General features: G+C 38.5%; 18 protein-coding genes. 17 read left to right on the plus strand and 1 reads right to left on the minus strand.

All coding sequences use genetic code 11. The features are described 5' to 3' along the window. Positions 1-22: 22 nt before the first annotated feature. Genes greA through SAR02S_RS01135 form a run of 6 tightly spaced genes read left to right on the plus strand, consistent with a single transcriptional unit; the run spans position 23 to position 6,074 of the window. Positions 23-520: a transcription elongation factor GreA gene (gene greA / locus SAR02S_RS01110; RefSeq protein WP_041956135.1), complete on the plus strand. Its 498-nt coding sequence runs from the start codon at positions 23-25 to the stop codon at positions 518-520. Between the two features lie 3 nt (positions 521-523). Continuing rightward, entirely contained in the window at positions 524-1,537 is a 1,014-nt protein-coding gene (gene argC, locus SAR02S_RS01115) for an N-acetyl-gamma-glutamyl-phosphate reductase (protein WP_198133057.1), read from the plus strand. Continuing rightward, the gene (locus SAR02S_RS01120; protein WP_041956136.1) at positions 1,527-2,261 is read left to right on the plus strand and encodes a UDP-2,3-diacylglucosamine diphosphatase; all 735 of its coding nucleotides are present in this window, start codon (positions 1,527-1,529) and stop codon (positions 2,259-2,261) included. The genes argC and SAR02S_RS01120 overlap by 11 nt, the downstream gene beginning before the upstream one ends. Further along, positions 2,254-3,204: a chemotaxis protein gene (locus tag SAR02S_RS01125; protein WP_041956138.1), complete on the plus strand. Its 951-nt coding sequence runs from the start codon at positions 2,254-2,256 to the stop codon at positions 3,202-3,204. The genes SAR02S_RS01120 and SAR02S_RS01125 overlap by 8 nt, the downstream gene beginning before the upstream one ends. A gap of 10 nt (positions 3,205-3,214) precedes the next feature. Beyond that, complete coding sequence (locus SAR02S_RS01130) at positions 3,215-5,566, plus strand: hybrid sensor histidine kinase/response regulator (protein WP_041956139.1); 2,352 nt, start codon at positions 3,215-3,217, stop codon at positions 5,564-5,566. A 13-nt stretch (positions 5,567-5,579) separates the two neighbouring features. Continuing rightward, complete coding sequence (locus SAR02S_RS01135) at positions 5,580-6,074, plus strand: chemotaxis protein CheW (protein ID WP_041956140.1); 495 nt, start codon at positions 5,580-5,582, stop codon at positions 6,072-6,074. 46 nt (positions 6,075-6,120) lie between these two features. Here the strand turns inward: SAR02S_RS01135 and SAR02S_RS01140 are convergent, their stop codons facing one another. Beyond that, a complete protein-coding gene (locus tag SAR02S_RS01140; RefSeq protein ID WP_041956142.1) occupies positions 6,121-7,035 on the minus strand; it encodes a methylenetetrahydrofolate reductase in 915 nt (304 codons plus the stop codon). A 165-nt stretch (positions 7,036-7,200) separates the two neighbouring features. On the opposite strand from SAR02S_RS01140, the gene serB reads away from it, so the two are divergent. From serB to fliG, 11 genes are all read left to right on the plus strand, one after another. Continuing rightward, positions 7,201-7,821 (plus strand): phosphoserine phosphatase SerB, encoded by a 621-nt coding sequence (gene serB / locus SAR02S_RS01145; protein ID WP_041956144.1) that lies wholly within the window; start codon positions 7,201-7,203, stop codon positions 7,819-7,821. 12 nt (positions 7,822-7,833) lie between these two features. After that, the gene (locus tag SAR02S_RS01150; RefSeq protein ID WP_041956146.1) at positions 7,834-8,832 is read left to right on the plus strand and encodes a transaldolase; all 999 of its coding nucleotides are present in this window, start codon (positions 7,834-7,836) and stop codon (positions 8,830-8,832) included. Between the two features lie 12 nt (positions 8,833-8,844). Then, a complete protein-coding gene (locus SAR02S_RS01155) occupies positions 8,845-10,038 on the plus strand; it encodes a type IV pilus twitching motility protein PilT (protein ID WP_041956148.1) in 1,194 nt (397 codons plus the stop codon). A gap of 66 nt (positions 10,039-10,104) precedes the next feature. Next, the gene (locus SAR02S_RS01160; protein ID WP_041956149.1) at positions 10,105-10,641 is read left to right on the plus strand and encodes a 50S ribosomal protein L25/general stress protein Ctc; all 537 of its coding nucleotides are present in this window, start codon (positions 10,105-10,107) and stop codon (positions 10,639-10,641) included. Between the two features lie 8 nt (positions 10,642-10,649). Continuing rightward, positions 10,650-11,225 (plus strand): aminoacyl-tRNA hydrolase, encoded by a 576-nt coding sequence (pth, locus tag SAR02S_RS01165; protein WP_041956151.1) that lies wholly within the window; start codon positions 10,650-10,652, stop codon positions 11,223-11,225. Further along, positions 11,222-12,280, plus strand: coding sequence for an LptF/LptG family permease (locus SAR02S_RS01170; protein WP_041956152.1), 1,059 nt, complete (start codon positions 11,222-11,224; stop codon positions 12,278-12,280). Before pth ends, SAR02S_RS01170 begins: the two co-directional genes overlap by 4 nt. A gap of 78 nt (positions 12,281-12,358) precedes the next feature. Continuing rightward, a complete protein-coding gene (gene lysA, locus SAR02S_RS01175; RefSeq protein ID WP_041956153.1) occupies positions 12,359-13,564 on the plus strand; it encodes a diaminopimelate decarboxylase in 1,206 nt (401 codons plus the stop codon). A 43-nt stretch (positions 13,565-13,607) separates the two neighbouring features. Beyond that, positions 13,608-14,678 carry a prephenate dehydratase gene (gene pheA, locus SAR02S_RS01180; protein ID WP_041956154.1) on the plus strand — a complete coding sequence of 357 codons (1,071 nt, stop codon included), beginning with the start codon at positions 13,608-13,610 and terminating at the stop codon, positions 14,676-14,678. 3 nt (positions 14,679-14,681) lie between these two features. Next, positions 14,682-15,782 (plus strand): histidinol-phosphate transaminase, encoded by a 1,101-nt coding sequence (gene hisC, locus SAR02S_RS01185; protein WP_041956155.1) that lies wholly within the window; start codon positions 14,682-14,684, stop codon positions 15,780-15,782. A gap of 11 nt (positions 15,783-15,793) precedes the next feature. Continuing rightward, a complete protein-coding gene (gene fliF / locus SAR02S_RS01190) occupies positions 15,794-17,515 on the plus strand; it encodes a flagellar basal-body MS-ring/collar protein FliF (protein ID WP_041956156.1) in 1,722 nt (573 codons plus the stop codon). After that, the gene (gene fliG, locus SAR02S_RS01195) at positions 17,512-18,540 is read left to right on the plus strand and encodes a flagellar motor switch protein FliG (protein ID WP_041956157.1); all 1,029 of its coding nucleotides are present in this window, start codon (positions 17,512-17,514) and stop codon (positions 18,538-18,540) included. Before fliF ends, fliG begins: the two co-directional genes overlap by 4 nt. Position 18,541: the final 1 nt, after the last annotated feature.

Genomic DNA, 18,541 nt, shown 5'->3' on the forward strand with positions numbered 1-18,541 from the left:
TGAAAGATATAAGGAGATAACCATGAACAATCAAAAAGAACCTATGACCGAATATGGTTACAAAAAACTAACACACGAACTAAGCGATTTAAAAAAAAGACAACGACCTGAAACGGTTATAGAATTAGATATTGCACGCAGTCACGGCGACTTAAAAGAAAATGCAGAGTACCATGCAGCCAAAGAGCGTTTAGCATTTATTGATGGACGTATTGGTGAGTTGAGCGACCTTGTTTCACGTACACATGTTATTGACCCAAGCTCTTACGAGCACGATAAAGTGCGTTTTGGCTCGACCATTATGCTGGAAAATTTAGAGACGAACGAAGAAGTGACCTATACGATTGTTGGAAGCACCGAGAGCAATCCTGATCGTGGGCTTATCTCCTACTACTCACCGTTGTCGAAGCAGTTGATGGGACACGGAGAAGGCGAAGAAGTGACCATAAAACTTCCGTCAGGTTCACAAGCGTATGAGATACTAGAAGTCGCATACCATGAGATTAATTTCGAGGGATAAATCATGTCAAAAATAGATGTAGCGATCATTGGTGCAAGCGGTTATACTGGCTTGGAGCTGATGAAAATTTTGATCAATCATCCACATTTTAATATAACCTATATTGCGACAACCGAAGGTGGAGTCAAAGCCTCTGAGTTGCACCCAAGTTTAGCGAGTGTCTTTGAGCAAGAGGTTGTAAAAGCCGATGCTTCAGAAGTTGCCAAACATGCCAAACTTGCTTTTTTAGCGCTTCCTCATAAGGCAGCAATGGGTTTTGCAAAAGAGCTTTTAGCTTTACATGTAAAAGTGGTTGACCTCTCTGCTGATTATCGTTTAGAGTTAGAAGCATATGAAAAACATTACTGCGAGCATGAAGATAAAGAGAATTTAAAAGAGGCTATTTATGGGCTTCCTGAGATCAATCGTGCCAAAATTAAACAAGCCAATTTGATTGCCAATCCAGGGTGTTATCCAACGGCTTCGATTTTAGGGATTTTGCCGTTTTTGAGTTATTTAAATAAAGAAGCGCCTATTTTTATTGATGCGAAGAGCGGTGTGTCGGGTGCGGGTAAAAAGCCAACACAAACAGTGCATTTTGTGACTATTAATGAAAATATTTTTGCCTACAATCCTCTTAAACATCGCCATGAGCCAGAAATCGCTGAAAAACTAAGACTTGTTAGCGGACATGCGTTCGAGGTCAATTTTGTACCTCATTTGCTTCCTGTGAGTCGTGGAATGTTGGTGAGCTCTTATCTTCAAACGAATGAAGTCATCGATGCAAAAGCTGTCCTTCAAGCTTTTTACAAAAACGAGCGTTTTGTACGTATTCGCGAAGTGCCTGTGGACATCAAGTCAACGGCTGGAACAAATTTCTGTGATATTTTTGTCAGTCAAAAAGACAAATCTATTTTTGTCTCTTCCAGCATCGATAACCTTTTACGTGGCGCATCAGCCCAAGCGGTGGTGAATGCCAACTTAATGTGCGGCTTTGAAGAGTCTGCTGGAATTCCTATTATCGCCTATGTCCCCTAATCTTATCATCCAAGAAGGAGCGCTTTTTATCGCTGATGCACATGACTCAGATGAGCGTTCTTTCTTTTTTGATTTCCTTTTATATGTAAAACAAAATCCTCCTCCACAACTCTTTTTAATGGGCGATATGTTCGATCTTTTGGTTGGCAATGTACGTCAAGGTGTTAAACAATATCAACACTATATTGATCTTATTGAAGAGATTGGACAAAGTTGCGAAGTGTACTATTTTGAAGGCAATCACGACTTCAATCTCTCAAAACTCTTTTTACATGTAAAGGTAATTCCGATTGAAGAACAACCCCTTACATGTAAACTTCCTAATGGGAAAAGCTGTCTTTTGTTGCATGGTGACAAATATGGAAGCTTTATACACCGTTGTTATACAAAGATGATCCGTAATAAAGGTGTCTTGAGTCTACTTAGTGGATTGGATGAGTTACTACATGGTACTATTTCTCAAAAGATCCAAAATGACCAGCGTAAAAAAAGATTGTGTAAGCAAATAGAAAATTTTGCAACGCAAATGCAACAAAAGCTATATTTATACCCCAAAGTGGATGTTGTTGCGGAAGGTCATTACCATCAGAACTGTGATTTTATGGTATCTGGAACACATTATATAAATTTTTCATCTTTTGCGTGCAATCAAAGCTATTTTAGTGTACAATCTTCGTCAGAGACAGAATTTGCGCAAAAGCAACTAAGGGGCTGCAATGGCTAAAGAAAGTATTTTAAAAGTAGGCTCCAATGAGATGGAGCTGGTGGACTTCCGTATTTTTAAAAAGGAAGCGAACGGTGTTTATGAGGGAATCTATGGCGTGAATGTCGCTAAGGTACGCGAAATCATCAAAATTCCTAACCTTACAGAACTTCCAGGCGTGCCTGATTATATTGAGGGAATTTTTGATCTTCGTGGTATCGTTATTCCTGTCGTTAATCTTGCCAAATGGATGAACATTAAAGAACCCGATGATGGATCGATTAAACCACGTATTATCATTACCGAGTTTAGCGATATTCTCATTGGTTTTGTGGTACACGAAGCAAAACGCATTCGTCGTATCAGCTGGAAAGATATCGAACCAGCATCGTTTGTTGCAGGTATGGGATCTTTAGATAAAAGTCAGATTACGGGCGTAACGCGTATCGAAAATGACGAAGTACTTTTGATTTTAGATCTTGAAAGCGTTGTTCAGGCATTGGGAATTTATCAGCCGAAAATGGATGTCAATGATGATCAAATCACCAAAGTAGATGGTGTCGCACTGATTCTTGATGATAGTATGACAGCACGAAAGCTTGTCAGCGATGCTCTTAAAAAGATGGGCATGCGTGTGGTTGAGGCAAAAGACGGCATGGAAGGGTTGGAAAGACTTAATGAGCTTTACAATACCTACAGCGATCGTTTAACAGATGTAGTCAAAATTATTATTAGCGATGTCGAAATGCCTCAAATGGATGGATTTCACTTTGCGGCTAATGTGAAAGAGGATGTGAGGTTTAAAAATATTCCAATTGTCTTTAACTCTTCCATTAGTGACCATTTTAGCGAGATCAGAGGCAAAGAGGCGGGCGGTGAAGCCTATTTAACGAAATTTGATGCGTCGATTTTTTACAAAGAAGTTTCTAAAGTAATTAAATCGCACGTGAAAACAGCACAATAGGGGTAGAACGATGGAAGATATTCAAGAAATTTTAGAAGATTTTTTGGTTGAAGCGTTCGAACTTATTGAACAACTTGATCAAAACTTAGTGGAGCTAGAGACCAAGCCGGATGATTTGGAATTGCTCAATAGTATCTTTAGGGTAGCGCATACGATCAAAGGATCATCATCCTTTTTAAATTTTGATGTTTTGACTGGTTTAACACATCATATGGAAGATGTTCTTAACAAAGCGCGCCATGGTGATTTAAAATTGACACCTGAAGTCATGGATGTTGTTTTGGAGTCAATTGATCTTATGAAAAGCTTGTTACATGCTATCAGAGACAATGGTAACGATACCTCAGTGGGTATTGATATTACCGATATTTGTCGTCGTTTAGACATTATTTCAAATGGTGAAACGATACCAACCAATGTTGTTGTAGCAGAAGAAGTGGATGAATCTCCAGTACCTTCATCTGAAGAAGAGGACAATACGGACTATTCTAAACTCAGCGATAAAGAAGTTGAAGACGAGATTGAGCGACTTTTAAAAGTGCGTAAAGAAGAAGATCGTAAGCGTAGAGAAAATAGTGGCACAGCAGCACCAAAAGCAGTTCCTACTCCATCATTTGAAAGCTTGAAAGACAACAGCGATAACGATAATGACGATGAAGCACCAAAAGCAGCAGAGCCAGTCGTAAGACGTAGCGCTGGAGCGGATGCTTCGAGTACGGCACCTGCTAAGAAAGACTCAGCAAGTACCATGGAGCAAACCATTAGGGTTGAGGTTAAACGACTTGACCACTTGATGAACCTTATTGGCGAGCTTGTTTTGGGTAAAAATAGATTGCTTAAAATCTATGATGACGTTGAAGAGCGTTATGAGGGTGAAAAATTCTTGGAAGAACTTAATCAAGTTGTTTCATCGATTTCACTTGTTACAACCGATCTTCAAATCGCGGTTATGAAAACCAGAATGCTTCCAATTGCGAAAGTCTTTAATAAATTCCCAAGAATGGTTAGAGATCTTTCTCGTGAGCTTGGTAAATCGATTGAACTTGAAATTTCAGGTGAAGAGACAGAGCTTGATAAATCTATTGTTGAAGAGATCGGTGATCCTCTGGTTCACATTATTCGTAACTCATGCGATCATGGTATTGAAGATGGCGCAACAAGACGTGCGAATGGTAAGTCAGAAACGGGGCTCATCCAGCTTAAAGCGTACAATGAAGGCAATCATATTGTTATCGAGATTACCGATGATGGTAAAGGACTTGATCCTGATCTCCTTCGTACTAAAGCGATTGAAAAAGGTATGATTACTGAGCGTGAAGCTGACTCAATGAGTGATAAAGAGGCATTTGCCCTTATCTTTAGACCTTCATTATCCACAGCAAAAGTTGTGACCAACGTTTCAGGTCGCGGTGTGGGTATGGATGTTGTTAAAACGAATATTGAAAAACTTAACGGTATTATTGATGTTGATAGCGAAGTGGGTCATGGTACGGTTATTAAACTCAAAATCCCTCTAACATTAGCCATTATCCAAGCATTGCTTGTTGGTGCTCAAGAAGAGTACTATGCGATTCCACTCGCCTCAGTTTTAGAGACGGTTCGTATTCCTCTGGATGAGATTTATACCATTGAGGGTAAAAACGTTCTCAGACTTCGCGATGAAGTTCTCTCACTTGTACGCCTTTCAGATATCTTTGGCGTCAAGCAAGTGTATGAAGGTGGCGAACATACGTATGTTGTTGTCATTGGTCTTGCTGAGTCCAAACTGGGTGTTGTGGTTGATACACTGGTTGGTCAAGAAGAGATTGTTATTAAATCACTCGGGGATTATCTCCAAGGTATTGAAGGTATTGCAGGCGCGACCATCCGAGGTGATGGACGTGTAACGCTTATCGTTGATGTTGCGGCACTCATGAACCTTGCAAAAGGTATTACGGTTGACATTCGTGCAAGTGCAGAAACCGTTGTAAAAGCCAAAACAGTACCAAGTGACTATATTGTCTTAGCGGTTGATGATAGTGCCATGGATCGTAATATCATGAAAAAATCGATGGAGCCAATTGGTGTTAAAGTGCTTGAAGCAAGTAACGGTCAAGAAGCACTTAATATGCTCAAATCGGCAGAATACAGCATTGATGCTGTGCTCATTGATATTGAGATGCCAAGAATGGATGGTTATACACTCGCTGGCGAGATTCGTAAATACTCTAAGTATAAAAATCTTCCATTGATTGCTGTAACATCACGTACTTCTAAATCAGACAGACTTAGAGGCGTTGAATCAGGAATGAGTGAATACATCACCAAACCATACTCTCCAGAATACCTTGAGAGCGTAGTTCGAAAAAATATAAAACTATAAGTGGGGCAGAGCAATGAATGATAAACTCAATCAAATTCTTAAAAAACAGCAAGAACAAGTTGACGAGCCACATAAAAAAGAAGATGACGTTATTCAACTTGTTGGATTTATTATAGGGCAAGAAGAGTACGCAGTGCCAATTCTTAGTATTCAAGAGATTATTAAACCGATTGAATACACAAGAGTTCCGAGTGTTCCTAATTATATTTTGGGTGTTTTTAACCTAAGAGGTAGTGTTATCCCTTTGATCGATCTTAGAAGTAAGTTCAAGATGGATCCTGTGAAAGTTACGGAAGATACTCGCTACATCGTGATGAAGGGAGCCAATAACACGGCAGGTTTTGTAATCGATCGTTTGACCGAAGCGATTCGTATTAAAAGCAGTCGTATTGGACCACCACCTGAAACAATTCATGCGGAAAAAGGGTTGGTTTATGGAATTGGTATGCGAGAAGATAATATCTTGACCATTCTCAAAGTAGAGCAACTTCTAAAACGCGATTTCTAAACGTCTAAAAGAGCCAAACATGGAGTTTGGCTCTTTACATGTAACCCTAATACTTCACTAAATCTGCTACCAATTCAAAGTTGTTCGCACTCATAATATGAATTTTCGGATGTACTTTTTTGAGTTCTAAAAAAGCATTTAAAGAGAGTTCAAATCCTACTTTTTTCTCTTCCTCTTCACTGATTTTCTTGGCCTTTGCAAGTTTGTCCATCCAAAGAGGCGGTACATGAATACCTGGAACATGTGCAGCTAAAAACTGTGCTGTACGAAGTTTTACGATAGGGAAAAATCCTAAAATTAATTGTGTTTGGCTCTGCTCTTTTTTCAGTTCGGTTTTGGCATCTTTTAAAAGAGTTAAAAGCATTTTGGCATTTTCAACACTGTATACAGGCTGAGTAATGATGCCCACTGCGCCATGTTCAACTTTAGTTGCCATCTTTTTCATCAAGTTTTTAGGCGTATTGGCATGTGCATTACAGACTGCAAACGGATAGATAGGTTTAGGCTGTGTTTTAAACGGTTTTCCTGAGTAGTCAATACCCGCATTAAAGCATTGAATGATCTCTAAAAGAAGGGTGCTATTGCCCTCAAAAACACCTTTAAGTGCAGGTTGGTCACTCGCACTAGCAGGATCACCTGTAAGGCAAAGAATCGTTCGTAAATCGTACGCATTCGCACCCAAAAGATCAGACTGAAGAGCTATTTTATTACGATCTCTCATGCTCATCGTTGCAATGACAGGCTTTGAAAAACGTGTTTGGAGTTTTAGTGCGCCAAAAAGAGCGTTAAATTTTAGTCGTGCCAGTGGGTTATCGGTTGTACTAAATCCGTCCACCTTTGCATCAAGTCCAAGAGTTGCTATTTTCTCAATAATAGGCTCAAACGTTGGCTCATGCATCGGTGTTGTCTCAAGCGTTAAGAAGGTGTCATGCCTTAGTTTTTCAATAAACGGTTCTATCATTCTTTTTTCCATGTAGTGAACTTTTGTATATTATAACTTAAACGTAGAAAAAGATGGTAGTTTCTACTTTCAATCTTTAGTGGCATGAAAGTTATAAGGTGTTTTATTGCCTAAGCAAGATATTGCTATAATAAGAGCTTTAATAGCAATGAAGGAGCGGTTTGCATGAAGTTGTGTGTATTTGATTTTGATTCAACACTTATGGATGGTGAAACGATAGATTTTTTAGCAAAAGAGCATGGTGTTGAAAAAGAAGTTTCGATGATTACCGAAGCTGCGATGCGTGGAGAGCTTGACTTTTTTGAGAGTTTAACAACGCGAGTAGGGCTTTTAAAGGGCATGAATGCTCGAAAAGCAGAAGAGATTTGCCATGCACTGCCTTTAATGAAAGGGGCTTATGAGGCTATCGCAGGTTTAAAAGCTAAAGGGTATACCGTCATTGTTTTTAGCGGTGGATTTCGCATAGCTACCACACCTGCCAAAGAAATTTTAGGATTTGATGCTGATTTTGCCAATGTATTGCATGCTCGCGATGGTCACTTAAGTGGTCTTGTTGGTGGCGATATGATGTTTGGTTTTTCCAAAGGTGATATGCTAAGACGTGTGCAAAATCTTTTACATGTAAGTTATGAAAATACTATTGCTGTCGGTGATGGCGCTAATGACATTTCGATGTTTGAGTGTGCAGCCAAAAAAGTGGCATTTTGTGCAAAACCGATTTTGAAGAATGCGGCAAATATTGTCATCGATGAGAAAGATATGCGTAATCTTCTCCAATTTATTTAAAAGAGTGAACCAATGTATAACAATAATTTGAAATTTTCTTTGTGGTGTGATTTTGTTGAGCGTAGCTTTCTTGAGGGTGAATTTGGCGAATTGATCGAAAAAAATATTGTCAATGCCGCAACCAGTAACCCTTCCATTTTTAAGTCAGCTTTTTTAGGCTCACCCGCATATGCTGAGGATAAAGTCAAACTTCAAGGCAAATCTGCCAAAGAGATTTACGAAGCACTTGCCATTGGAGATATCCAATTAGCAGCGAAGAAGCTGTTACCTTCTTATGAAAAAGGGGATGATGGCTTTATCAGCATTGAAGTGGACCCCTTTTTATGCGATGATGCTGAAGCAACAGTTGAAGAGGGAAAACGTCTGTTTAAGGCTATTGGTTATCCAAACGTGATGATCAAGGTTCCTGCGACAGAAGAGGGCTTTATTGCAATGGAAGCGCTTTTAAGTGAAGGTATTAATGTCAATGCAACACTTATTTTTTCCGATGTTCAAACCAAAGGATGCTTGGAAGCTTTTGCAAAAGCAAATGAAACGTTGATTCAAAAAGGAACGAAAAAATTTCCTCAAGCAGTCATTAGCATCTTTGTAAGTCGTTTTGATCGAAAGTTGGATGAACAGCTTAAAAAAGTTGATTTTGTGACTTCCCGTGTAGGCATTATGAATGCAATGCGATGTTATGAGCTTATTCAAAATGCACATTTACCAAATGTAAGAGCACTGTTTGCCAGTACAGGCGTTAAAGGCGATGAGCTTAGCCCTGATTATTACATTAAAGAGCTTCTGCTTGAAAATGCGATCAATACAGCCCCCCTCGGAACGATAAAAGCGTTTATCGCTTCTTCAAAAGAGTGTAAGCCCATCGAACTTAGATCAGACTGGATTGAAAACTTTTTTCACTCGCTTGCGGCTAATGGCATTCACATGCAAGTCGTTTGTGATGAGTTAATGGATGAGGGACTTAGTGCCTTCAAAGAAGCTTTTGTGGAGATTTTAAACGAACTCAAATAGCAAGGAAATCTGATGCCAAAAGAGCCAGTCAATGTGAGTGAACTCACTTTTGAGATGATGGAAAAGTTGAGATTTTATCTCAGCAAACTTATCGAACAAAACGGAAGTGATTTACATGTAAAAACAGGAACAACTATCAGAGGACGCATTAATGGTGAAATTGTCTCTTTTTCTGAAGAGACACTCTCGTATCAAGATGGTCTAACATTGGCAAAAGAGTTACTTAGAAGTCGCTTTCCTGAGCTTGTTGAGAAGAAAAATATTGATTTTACCTTTAAGCTCAATGAGCAGTATCGTTTTCGTGTCAATATGTTCTTTCAAGTTGAGGGTGTCTCTGCGGTATTTAGAACGATCCCAATGGTGCTTCCAACTGTAGAATCACTGCATTTACCTTCCATCATTAATGCACTGTGCGACCTTCCTCGTGGACTTATTTTGGTGACAGGTCCAACGGGATGTGGTAAAACAACGACATTGGCTTCAATGATCAATCGTATCAATCAAACGCAGAAAAAGCATATTATTACCATTGAAGATCCTGTAGAGTTTATCTATAAAGATGACTTGTGTGTGGTGAATCAGCGCGCTATAGGACAAGATGCCATCTCTTTTTCGGATGCACTTCGAGCAGCACTTCGTGAAGATCCCGATGTTATTTTGGTGGGAGAGATGCGAGATCTTGAAACGATAGAAACAGCAATGCATGCGGCAGAAACAGGTCACTTGGTTCTCTCCACACTGCATACGATGGATGCAAAAGAGACCATTGGCCGTATTATCGGCATGTTTCCAGGGAGTGAGCAAAACCGAATCAAGATGTCTTTAGCCTCAGTTTTGCAAGGTGTTATTGCCCAAAGGCTTGTGAGAACAGTGGAAAATGGTCGTACGGCTGCCGTTGAAATCTTAGTCAAAAATGCGAGAATTGAAGCACTCATTTTGGAGGGAAGGGAAGGTGAAATTCCCGATGCGATCAAAGAGGGCAAAGATGTTTATAAAACACAAACATTTGATCAAGCCCTTTTAGGACTCTACGCTGAGGGTAGAATTTCACGTGAAGCAGCCATTCAAACCTCTTCCAGTCGCAATGATATTACGATGGCACTTGATTTTTACGATGCCGATAAAAGTCTAAAAATTGCGCGTAAAGAAGAGCTGCCTGAAGGTATGAAAGAATACGATAAAGACATCATTGGATTAAAGCAATAAAACATTTATGCAGTTTTTAGGTTCAATTTTGTACAATTATTCCCTTATTTTTTATAAAGGAAAACTATGTTAGAAGGCATCATTAGAGATAGTATCGAAAAAAAGGCTACCAAAGCGCTTCGTAGAGATGGATATCTAATTGCAAACATTTACGGTAAGGGTGAAGAAAACATCAATGCTGCATTTAAAGCAAACGAATTCATCAAAGCAGCAAAGAACAAAGAGACTCTTATTTTCCCAGTGAAAGTAGCTGGTAAAGAGTACAATGTTGTGATCCAAGATTACCAAAGAGATCCTGTAAATAGCAACCTTTTACACGTAGATTTACGTTTAGCACTTCCAGGTGTTTTATCTAAATATTTAGTTCCTGTTGTTCTTGAAGGTCTTCCAATCGGTACAAAGAACAAAGGTGTTCTAATCCAATCTAAAAAACGTTTAGCAGTTAAATGTACAGCAGAAAACTTACCAAATAGCTTTGTTATTGATGTAAGCGGTCTCGATGTTGGTGCAACTGTTTTGGTACGTGATATCCCAGTTCCAGAAAACGTAAAAATCATGGATGAGACACGTGTTTCTGTTGCCGGAGTTATTAAAGCGAAGTAACGCTTCATATGACACTGATCGTAGGGCTTGGAAATCCAGACTTACAATACAAAAACAATCGACATAATGTCGGCTTTATGGTCATCGATGCTCTTATCGGTGACCAATCTTCATGCGAAAAAATCACCAAAGCAAATTTCAAAGGCGAGCTTTTTAAAGCCCCTTCTATGTTACTTCTTAAACCAACAACGTATATGAATCTTTCTGGAGAGAGTGTGCGCTCTGTTGATGACTATTTTAAACCTGATCAAATTATTGTTATACATGATGATTTAGATCTTCCTTTTGGAACCTTACGTTTTAAAATCGGTGGTGGTCATGGTGGACACAATGGACTTCGCTCCATTGATGCACACATTGGTGCTGAGTATATTAGAGTGCGTATAGGCATTGGAAAACCTGAACATAAAAGTGATGTCGCCAAATATGTACTCTCTGATTTTTCTGCGTGTCAACGAGAATTTTTGCCAGAAATTATTTTACATGTAAAGAAAAGCATTAAAGCTTTACTCACGGGGGATTTAAAAGAAGTTTCGCTACAATACTCCCTTAAACAAACATTGTGTGATGGGGATAAGGTATGAAACTTTTTGAGAAATATATTGTTAAAAATTATCTCAAAAATTTCTTTGTTATTTTTATAGCCCTCGATCTTTTTTATGTCGGTGTCGATCTTCTTACCAACTACAACAATATCCCAGATTCTGCTAACTTACAGATACTCTATGCTCTTTTTCAAGGGATGAATGCGGTCAATTATGTACTGCCACTTTCTATTGTTTTTGGTATGGTTGTGACCTATTTTACTATGATTAAATCAAACGAGCTTATTTGTATGTATGCATCCAGCATTAGTAAAAAAGCACTCGTTCGACCATTTTTCATTACTTCATTAGGGCTAACACTTCTTTATATAGGGCTTAATTGTACAGAATTTGCTTATGCGTATGAATATAGCTCAAACCTCAAAAAATACAGTCGTATTTCAACTAACTCTGAAGATCTTTTTTTAAAACATAACAATCAATACATCTACTTTAAAAAACTCGATCCTCTCAAACAAATTGCGTATGATGTGACTATTTTTGAAGTGGAGAATGTTGATTTAACCAAAGTGATTCGTGCTTCAGTTGCTTCGTTTGTTCAAAATCACTGGATTTTAGAACACGTGAGTATTATTCATAAACCTCATATTACATCGTTAGAAGATAAAGGTTTTAGTATTGAACACATTGAAAAACTTCAAACGATGGAAAATTTTAAACCTAAAATCATGGACAATGTTTATCAGAGTGAATATACCCTTTCTGTGAGTGATGGCATCGATGCATTGCGTTTTTTTGAGGATCAAGGTGTCAATACCAGTAAGATTAAAGCCACACTCTTTTATCAACTATTTTTCCCATTTTTTGCCCCTTTCTTGATTGTCATTTTATACTACAAAGCACCTGTAATGGGACGTTATTTCAATATGGCAGTCATTGCTTCTTCCTTTGCTTTTATCACACTTGTGGTTTGGAGTGGACTTTTCTTACTCAGCCGTTTAGCAGCCAATGGTGTCATTTTTGCAGAAATTGCAATTTTACTACCTATTGTTGTTCTTTTTTTAACGGCACTGCGTTTTTATTCTAAACATTAAGTTAGATTGCGTTTAATCATTTTTTGTTGAACTTTTTGATAGAATAGAGAATTATTGTTATCTCTAATAAGGTTCAAAATGACGAAATTCCAAGCTTTAGCACAAAAATATGGTACTCCTTTATACGTTTATGATTTCGATACAATAGCCAACAAATTTTCTGCCCTCAAAGAAGTCTTTAAAGCACGAAAATCTCTGATCTGCTTTGCCGTCAAATCTAATTCTAATCTTTCTGTTTTAAAACATATGGCAAGTCTGGGTGCAGGGTGTGATTGTGTTTCGATCGGTGAAGTCAAACGCGCTTTGGTTGCAGGAATTCCAAAATACAAAATTATTTTTAGTGGCGTTGGTAAAAGAGACGATGAGATCGAAGAGGCACTAAAAAATGATATTTTGATGATTAATCTTGAGAGCGAAGAAGAGATGAATCGCGTAGAGATGATCGCTCAAAAATTAAGCGTGGTTGCTCGAATTAGCATTCGCGTTAATCCAAACATTGATCCTAAAACACATCCGTATATCTCAACAGGACTTCATGAAAATAAGTTTGGTGTTGATTTGGAGAGTGCAAAACGCATGTATATTCACGCTAAAAATGCACCTTCACTTGATCCAGTGGGCATTCATTTTCACATTGGAAGCCAGATTACCGAAGTCGAGCCCTTTAAAGAAGCGGCACTCGTACTTTCTAACCTACTTCGCAATCTTAAAGCACTCAATATCGAAATTAAGTTTTTTGACGTGGGTGGCGGCATTGGTATTCAGTACAAAGATGAAACGACAGTTGCTCTGTATGAGTATGCGCAGTCTATTTTTGCAGCGCTGAGCGGTCTTGATGTTACGCTTGTGTGTGAGCCAGGACGCTATTTGGTAGGAGACTCTGGTTTCTTTTTAACACGTGTATTGTATGAAAAACACAATGGCTTTAAACGCTTTGTTATTGTGGATGGTGCTATGAACGATCTTATTCGCCCAAGCCTTTATCAGGCGTATCACGCCATTGAGGTTGAAGGTAAAGAGCATGAAGAGACAAGCGTGTGCGATGTAGTTGGTCCTATTTGCGAAAGCGGTGATTTTTTTGCGAAAAATATTGAATTACCAGCATGTGAGCATGATGATCTTTTGGTTGTTAAAAGTGCTGGAGCCTATGGATTTACCATGAGTAGCAACTACAATACACGCAGTAGGGTGGCAGAAATTGCTTTACAAAATAGTGAAGATCGTCTGATTCGCAGACGCGAGAGCTTTGAAGATGTGATTGCTTTGGAGAAAGAGTACGTATGAGTTATGCAATTGTGCCAACCATTGGGCATATTAAAGGCGAATAATGCAAGATAATATAGAACACTATCGAAAAAAGATTGATCAGATTGATGATCAGATTTTAAAACTACTCAATGAACGTATGGAATTGGTCAAAGAGATTGGTCGAACAAAGCAAACCACTGGAACGGCCATTTACCGACCTGAGCGTGAAAAAGAGATTTTGGATCGTCTAAAAGGACTTAATAAAGGTGCTTTAAATAATCAAGCTATCGATGCAATCTTTTTAGAAGTCTTTGCGGTCAGTCGCAATTTAGAGTTTCCAGAGAAAATTGCCTTTATGGGACCAGAGGGAAGCTATACCCACCAAGCAGCGGAGAGTCGTTTTGGTGCAATGGGAAGTTATATTGAAGTGAGTTCCATTGAAGCTGTTTTTCACGTGCTTGAAAATGGTGAAGCTAAATACGGTGTGGTTCCTGTCGAAAACAATACCGCAGGAGCTGTGGGGACAACGCTTGATTGTCTTGGTAAGTTTAGCTCAAAGATTGTGGCAGAACTTTATATGGACATTCATCACTCTTTTGCAAGCGTATGTGAGGATATTAAAAAGATCAAACGTATCTATTCTCATCCTCAGGGCTACAATCAGTGTCGAAGATTTTTAGAGGAGCATATGCTTTTAGGCGTAGAGTTTATCCCAACGAAATCAACGGCGGAAGCCGCGAAAAAAGCAAGTGAAGACCATGATGCTGCAGCTATTTGTTCCCATATTGCTGCTAAATTGTCGAATTTACCCATTTTATTTGGAAAAATTGAAGACAATATGGCAAATCAAACGCGCTTTTTGATTTTAAGTGATTTTAAAAACAAAAAAGGGGTTCATAATAAAACCTCTATTTTGGCAAAAACGGATGATAAACCAGGGGGTCTTGTGGAGTTTCTACAGACTTTCCAAGATCAAAAAGTGAATCTTACGAAGATTGAGTCACGCCCAACCAAAGAGAAAGGGTTCCAATCAATCTTTTATATGGATTTTGAGGGACATATCGATGATGAAAATGTCCAAAAAGTAATTGAAGAGAATAAAGACAGATATGATATTAAATGGCTTGGAAGCTATATTTGTGGAGGATGAGAAATGCAATTTAACGGTGTTTTAGATCAATTAAAAATTTATGAAGCGGGTAAGCCAATCGAGCTTGTTGTTCGCGAATACGGCATTGAGTCAAAAGATGTCATCAAATTAGCAAGCAATGAAAATCCAAGAGGTTGTAGCCCTAAAGTCATTGAAGCGGTACGCAATGAAGCCGCAAAAATGAACCTTTACCCTGATGATAGTATGTATGAGCTCAAAGAAGCATTGGCAAAAAAATATGCTGTAAAAGAGGAAAATATTATTATTGGTGCAGGAAGTGACCAAGTGATCTCTTTTGCTGTACATGCTAAAGCAAACGCAAACACTAAAGTTTTGATGGCAGGAATTACGTTTGCTATGTACGAGATTTATGCACTACAAACAGGTGCAACCATTCTTAAAACACCAACAGCGGGACATAATCTAAAAGAGATGCTAGAGATTTATAAAGCAAACAAAGATATCTCCGTTATTTTCCTTTGTCTTCCCAATAATCCATTGGGTGAATGTTTGGATACAAAAGATGTTTATGCTTTTTTAGATCAAATCAGCCCTGAAACATTGGTTGTAATTGATGGTGCATACCAAGAGTATGCAAGTTTTAAAGATCCAGCCAAGAAAATTGTTCCAAGTGAAATCATTGCAAAATATCCTAATACTCTTTATTCAGGAACCTTCTCAAAAGCATATGGCTTAGGCGGTATGCGTTGTGGTTATGGCATAGCACAACCAGAAGTTATTAAAGCGCTTTTAAAACTTCGAGCGCCATTTAACATTACAAACCTTACGCTTAAAGCAGCGATTGTAGCGCTGAGCGATCAAGCTTTTGTGGATGCTTCTGTCAAAGAAAATTTTGAAGAGATGAAAGCTTATGAAGCATTTGCTAAAGAACTTGGATTTAAAGTGATTGAGAGTTATACTAACTTCATTGTTTTAGAATTTGATGCAAATAAAAACTCTGGCGCAATTGCACAAAAGTTGATGGAAAAGGGTATAATCGTTAGAAATTTAGGATCGTATGGTATGAATGCTATTCGTGTCACGATAGGTACACCTGAGCAAAACGCACGCTTTTTTGAACTCTTTAAAATAATTTACATGTAAGAGAAAGACATATGGAGCTTAGAACACTTTTAAATCAAATAGCAACACTTATACAAAATCTGACCTTGCGTCAAAAGATAGTGGCAGCAGTATCCATTGTTGTCCTTATCGGATTTTTAGTGTTTCTGACGCTCTACAAAAATGCAAACTCAAAAGGTAATGGCTACAGTGTTTTATTTGAAAACACAACGGCTGGTGATTCTGCGCTGATTATTCAGCAACTTGAAAAAGAGAAAGTTCCTTATAAAATACTCAATGAAGGTACGATTGCAGTGCCGAGTGATGTGGTGCATAAACAACGTATTTCTATTGCAGCGCTTGGAATTCCAAAAAATAGCAAAGTTGGTTTTGAAATTTTTGATAAGACCGAGTTTGGTGCTACCGATTTTGAACAAAAAATTAAATATATTAGAGCCTTAGAGGGCGAATTAGCCCGTACTGTTGAGAGTTTAGGACCGATCGCTAATGCGAGTGTGCATATTGCCATTCCAAAAGAGACTGTATTTGCGCAAAAACAAGTAGCTCCAACAGCTTCAATCGTTCTTAATATTCGCCCAAGTATGAATCTCTCTGTAAAGCAAATCATAGGTATCAAAAATCTTGTCGCCGCTTCTGTTTCCAACTTGACGGTTGAGAATGTCTCCGTTGTTAATCAAGATGGTGAACCTTTAGGTGATGAGCAGAGCAATATTTTTCAAGGTGAACTGGTTAAAAGCCAGATGCGTTATAAGAAAGAGTTTGAGCACAATGTTGAACAAAAGATTATCAATGTACTAGCACCTGTTATTGGTGGTGTCGACAAAGTCAATGCGAAAGTCACGATTGATTTTGATTTTTCTCAACAAGATTATGTCAGTGAAACGTATGATCCAAATTCCGTTCCTCGAAGTGAGCAGAGTGTTGAAGAGAAACGTGAAGGCAAAGAGCCTCAAGATGTTGGTGGCGTACCGGGTGCCATTAGCAATATAGGTCCTGTACAAGGTTTAGAGAGTAATAAAAAAGGTGAAACATACCAAAAAAGCTCAACGACAACAAATTATGAAATTTCTAAAAAAGTAGTTAACTCTAAAGATGAGTTTGCAAAAATTAAGCGTCTCACTGCAGCGGTTGTTGTTGATGGTGTTTACAAATATGGTGTAGACAGCGATGGTAAGAAAAAAAGCGAATTAGAGTATTTTTCGTTGAGCAAAGAGCAGATGGATGGCATTCGTGATGTCGTACGCCAAACGGTAGGCTATAATCAGACCAGAGGGGATGAAGTTACCGTCAGCAATTTTGAGTTCAAGCCACTTTCAAGTGACGGTACACGCGCCCCGACGAAAGATTTGATGGAAAAAGCTTCTAACTACCTTGGACCATTGGTTCCACTTTTGAAATATGTGATTGTGGGTATTTTACTCTTTATCTTTTATAAAAAAGTTATTATTCCTTTCAGCCAAAAAATGGTGGAAACCAAATTGGATGATTTTGAAGATGAAGTTGAGCCTATTCTTACAAATGAAGAAGATGGTGCTGAAGATACGTTAGAGAAGTTTAGACAAGCCCGTAAAAAAGTGGAAGACCAGTTGGGCATTGGTCAAGACTTTAATGAGGAAGCACTTAAATACGATGTATTGCTTGAGAAGCTCAAACATATAGCAGATCAAAAAAGTGAAGAATTTGCAGGACTTTTACAGTCTATGATTCGTAATGAAGGTGATTACGATAAAAATAGTCCTAAGGACCTTGGATAATGAAATTAACAGAAGATCAAAAAACCCTTTACAATGAACTTACTATGGCTGAAAAAGCTGCAATATTACTTATTCAGTTAGGTGAAGATGCAACAGCCAATCTTTTTTCTCATATGGAGATAGACGTTGTAACGGATATTTCCAAATTTATTGCGACGGCAAAAAATATTGATAAAGCTGTCGCCAACGCTGTTTTAGAAGAATTTTATGTCATTTTACAATCAAACCAGTACATCCGAAGCGGTGGTATGGAGTATGCCAAAGAGATCTTATACCGTACTTTTGGAGCAGAGGGTGCACAAAAGATCCTTGATAAACTCTCAAAATCGATGGAAAACTCGCAAAGTTTTGGTTATTTGTCCCAGATCAAGCCACAACAATTGGGCGACTTTATTATGAATGAACACCCACAAACAGTTGCTTTGATTTTAGCGCATATGGATCCAACCAGTGCTGCTGAAACGCTCTCTTTTTTCCCAGATCAGCTTAGAAGTGAAGTGACCATCAGAATGGCAAATCTTGGTGAGATTTCGCCTTCCGTTGTTAAGAGAGTCTCTGCTGTTTTAGAAAATAAACTTGAATCATTGACATCGTATAAAGTTGAGGTTGGTGGACCAAGAGCCGTTGCTGAAATTCTCAATCGTTTAGGTCAAAAAGCTTCTAAAACAACGATTGCCTATATTGAACAAGCCGATGAAAAACTCGCTTCTGTTATAAAAGATATGATGTTTACATTTGAAGATATTATGAAACTCGATGGTAATGCTGTACGTGAAATTCTCAAAGTGGCTGATAAAAGAGATCTCATGGTCGCCCTTAAAGGTTCAGCAGAAGATCTAAGACGAAAGTTCTTTGATAACATGTCTCAGCGTGCGCAAGAAGCATTTGTCGAAGAGATGAACTTCTTAGGTGCAGTACGTGTGAAAGATGTGGAAGAGTCTCAACGAAAGATTGTTGAAGAGGTTCAAAAACTTTCAGAACAAGGCATTCTCCAAATTGGCGAAGCGGAAGAGATGATAGGTTAAC

Origin of the sequence: Sulfurospirillum arsenophilum NBRC 109478, from assembly GCF_000813345.1 — a bacterium.
Taxonomy (GTDB): domain Bacteria; phylum Campylobacterota; class Campylobacteria; order Campylobacterales; family Sulfurospirillaceae; genus Sulfurospirillum; species Sulfurospirillum arsenophilum.

Excerpts from the sequence above, each read along its gene's own strand:
- hisC (WP_041956155.1), top strand. The coding sequence starts at position 14,682 with ATGCAATTTAACGGTGTTTTAGATCAATTAAAAATTTATGAAGCGGGT.
- lysA (WP_041956153.1), top strand. The coding sequence starts at position 12,359 with ATGACGAAATTCCAAGCTTTAGCACAAAAATATGGTACTCCTTTATAC.
- SAR02S_RS01125 (WP_041956138.1), top strand. The coding sequence starts at position 2,254 with ATGGCTAAAGAAAGTATTTTAAAAGTAGGCTCCAATGAGATGGAGCTG.
- greA (WP_041956135.1), top strand. The coding sequence starts at position 23 with ATGAACAATCAAAAAGAACCTATGACCGAATATGGTTACAAAAAACTA.
- SAR02S_RS01170 (WP_041956152.1), top strand. The coding sequence starts at position 11,222 with ATGAAACTTTTTGAGAAATATATTGTTAAAAATTATCTCAAAAATTTC.
- pheA (WP_041956154.1), top strand. The coding sequence starts at position 13,608 with ATGCAAGATAATATAGAACACTATCGAAAAAAGATTGATCAGATTGAT.
- SAR02S_RS01140 (WP_041956142.1), bottom strand. The coding sequence starts at position 7,035 with ATGATAGAACCGTTTATTGAAAAACTAAGGCATGACACCTTCTTAACG.
- argC (WP_198133057.1), top strand. The coding sequence starts at position 524 with ATGTCAAAAATAGATGTAGCGATCATTGGTGCAAGCGGTTATACTGGC.
- SAR02S_RS01160 (WP_041956149.1), top strand. The coding sequence starts at position 10,105 with ATGTTAGAAGGCATCATTAGAGATAGTATCGAAAAAAAGGCTACCAAA.
- SAR02S_RS01155 (WP_041956148.1), top strand. The coding sequence starts at position 8,845 with ATGCCAAAAGAGCCAGTCAATGTGAGTGAACTCACTTTTGAGATGATG.
- SAR02S_RS01120 (WP_041956136.1), top strand. The coding sequence starts at position 1,527 with ATGTCCCCTAATCTTATCATCCAAGAAGGAGCGCTTTTTATCGCTGAT.
- SAR02S_RS01130 (WP_041956139.1), top strand. The coding sequence starts at position 3,215 with ATGGAAGATATTCAAGAAATTTTAGAAGATTTTTTGGTTGAAGCGTTC.
- SAR02S_RS01135 (WP_041956140.1), top strand. The coding sequence starts at position 5,580 with ATGAATGATAAACTCAATCAAATTCTTAAAAAACAGCAAGAACAAGTT.
- pth (WP_041956151.1), top strand. The coding sequence starts at position 10,650 with ATGACACTGATCGTAGGGCTTGGAAATCCAGACTTACAATACAAAAAC.
- SAR02S_RS01150 (WP_041956146.1), top strand. The coding sequence starts at position 7,834 with ATGTATAACAATAATTTGAAATTTTCTTTGTGGTGTGATTTTGTTGAG.
- fliF (WP_041956156.1), top strand. The coding sequence starts at position 15,794 with ATGGAGCTTAGAACACTTTTAAATCAAATAGCAACACTTATACAAAAT.
- serB (WP_041956144.1), top strand. The coding sequence starts at position 7,201 with ATGAAGTTGTGTGTATTTGATTTTGATTCAACACTTATGGATGGTGAA.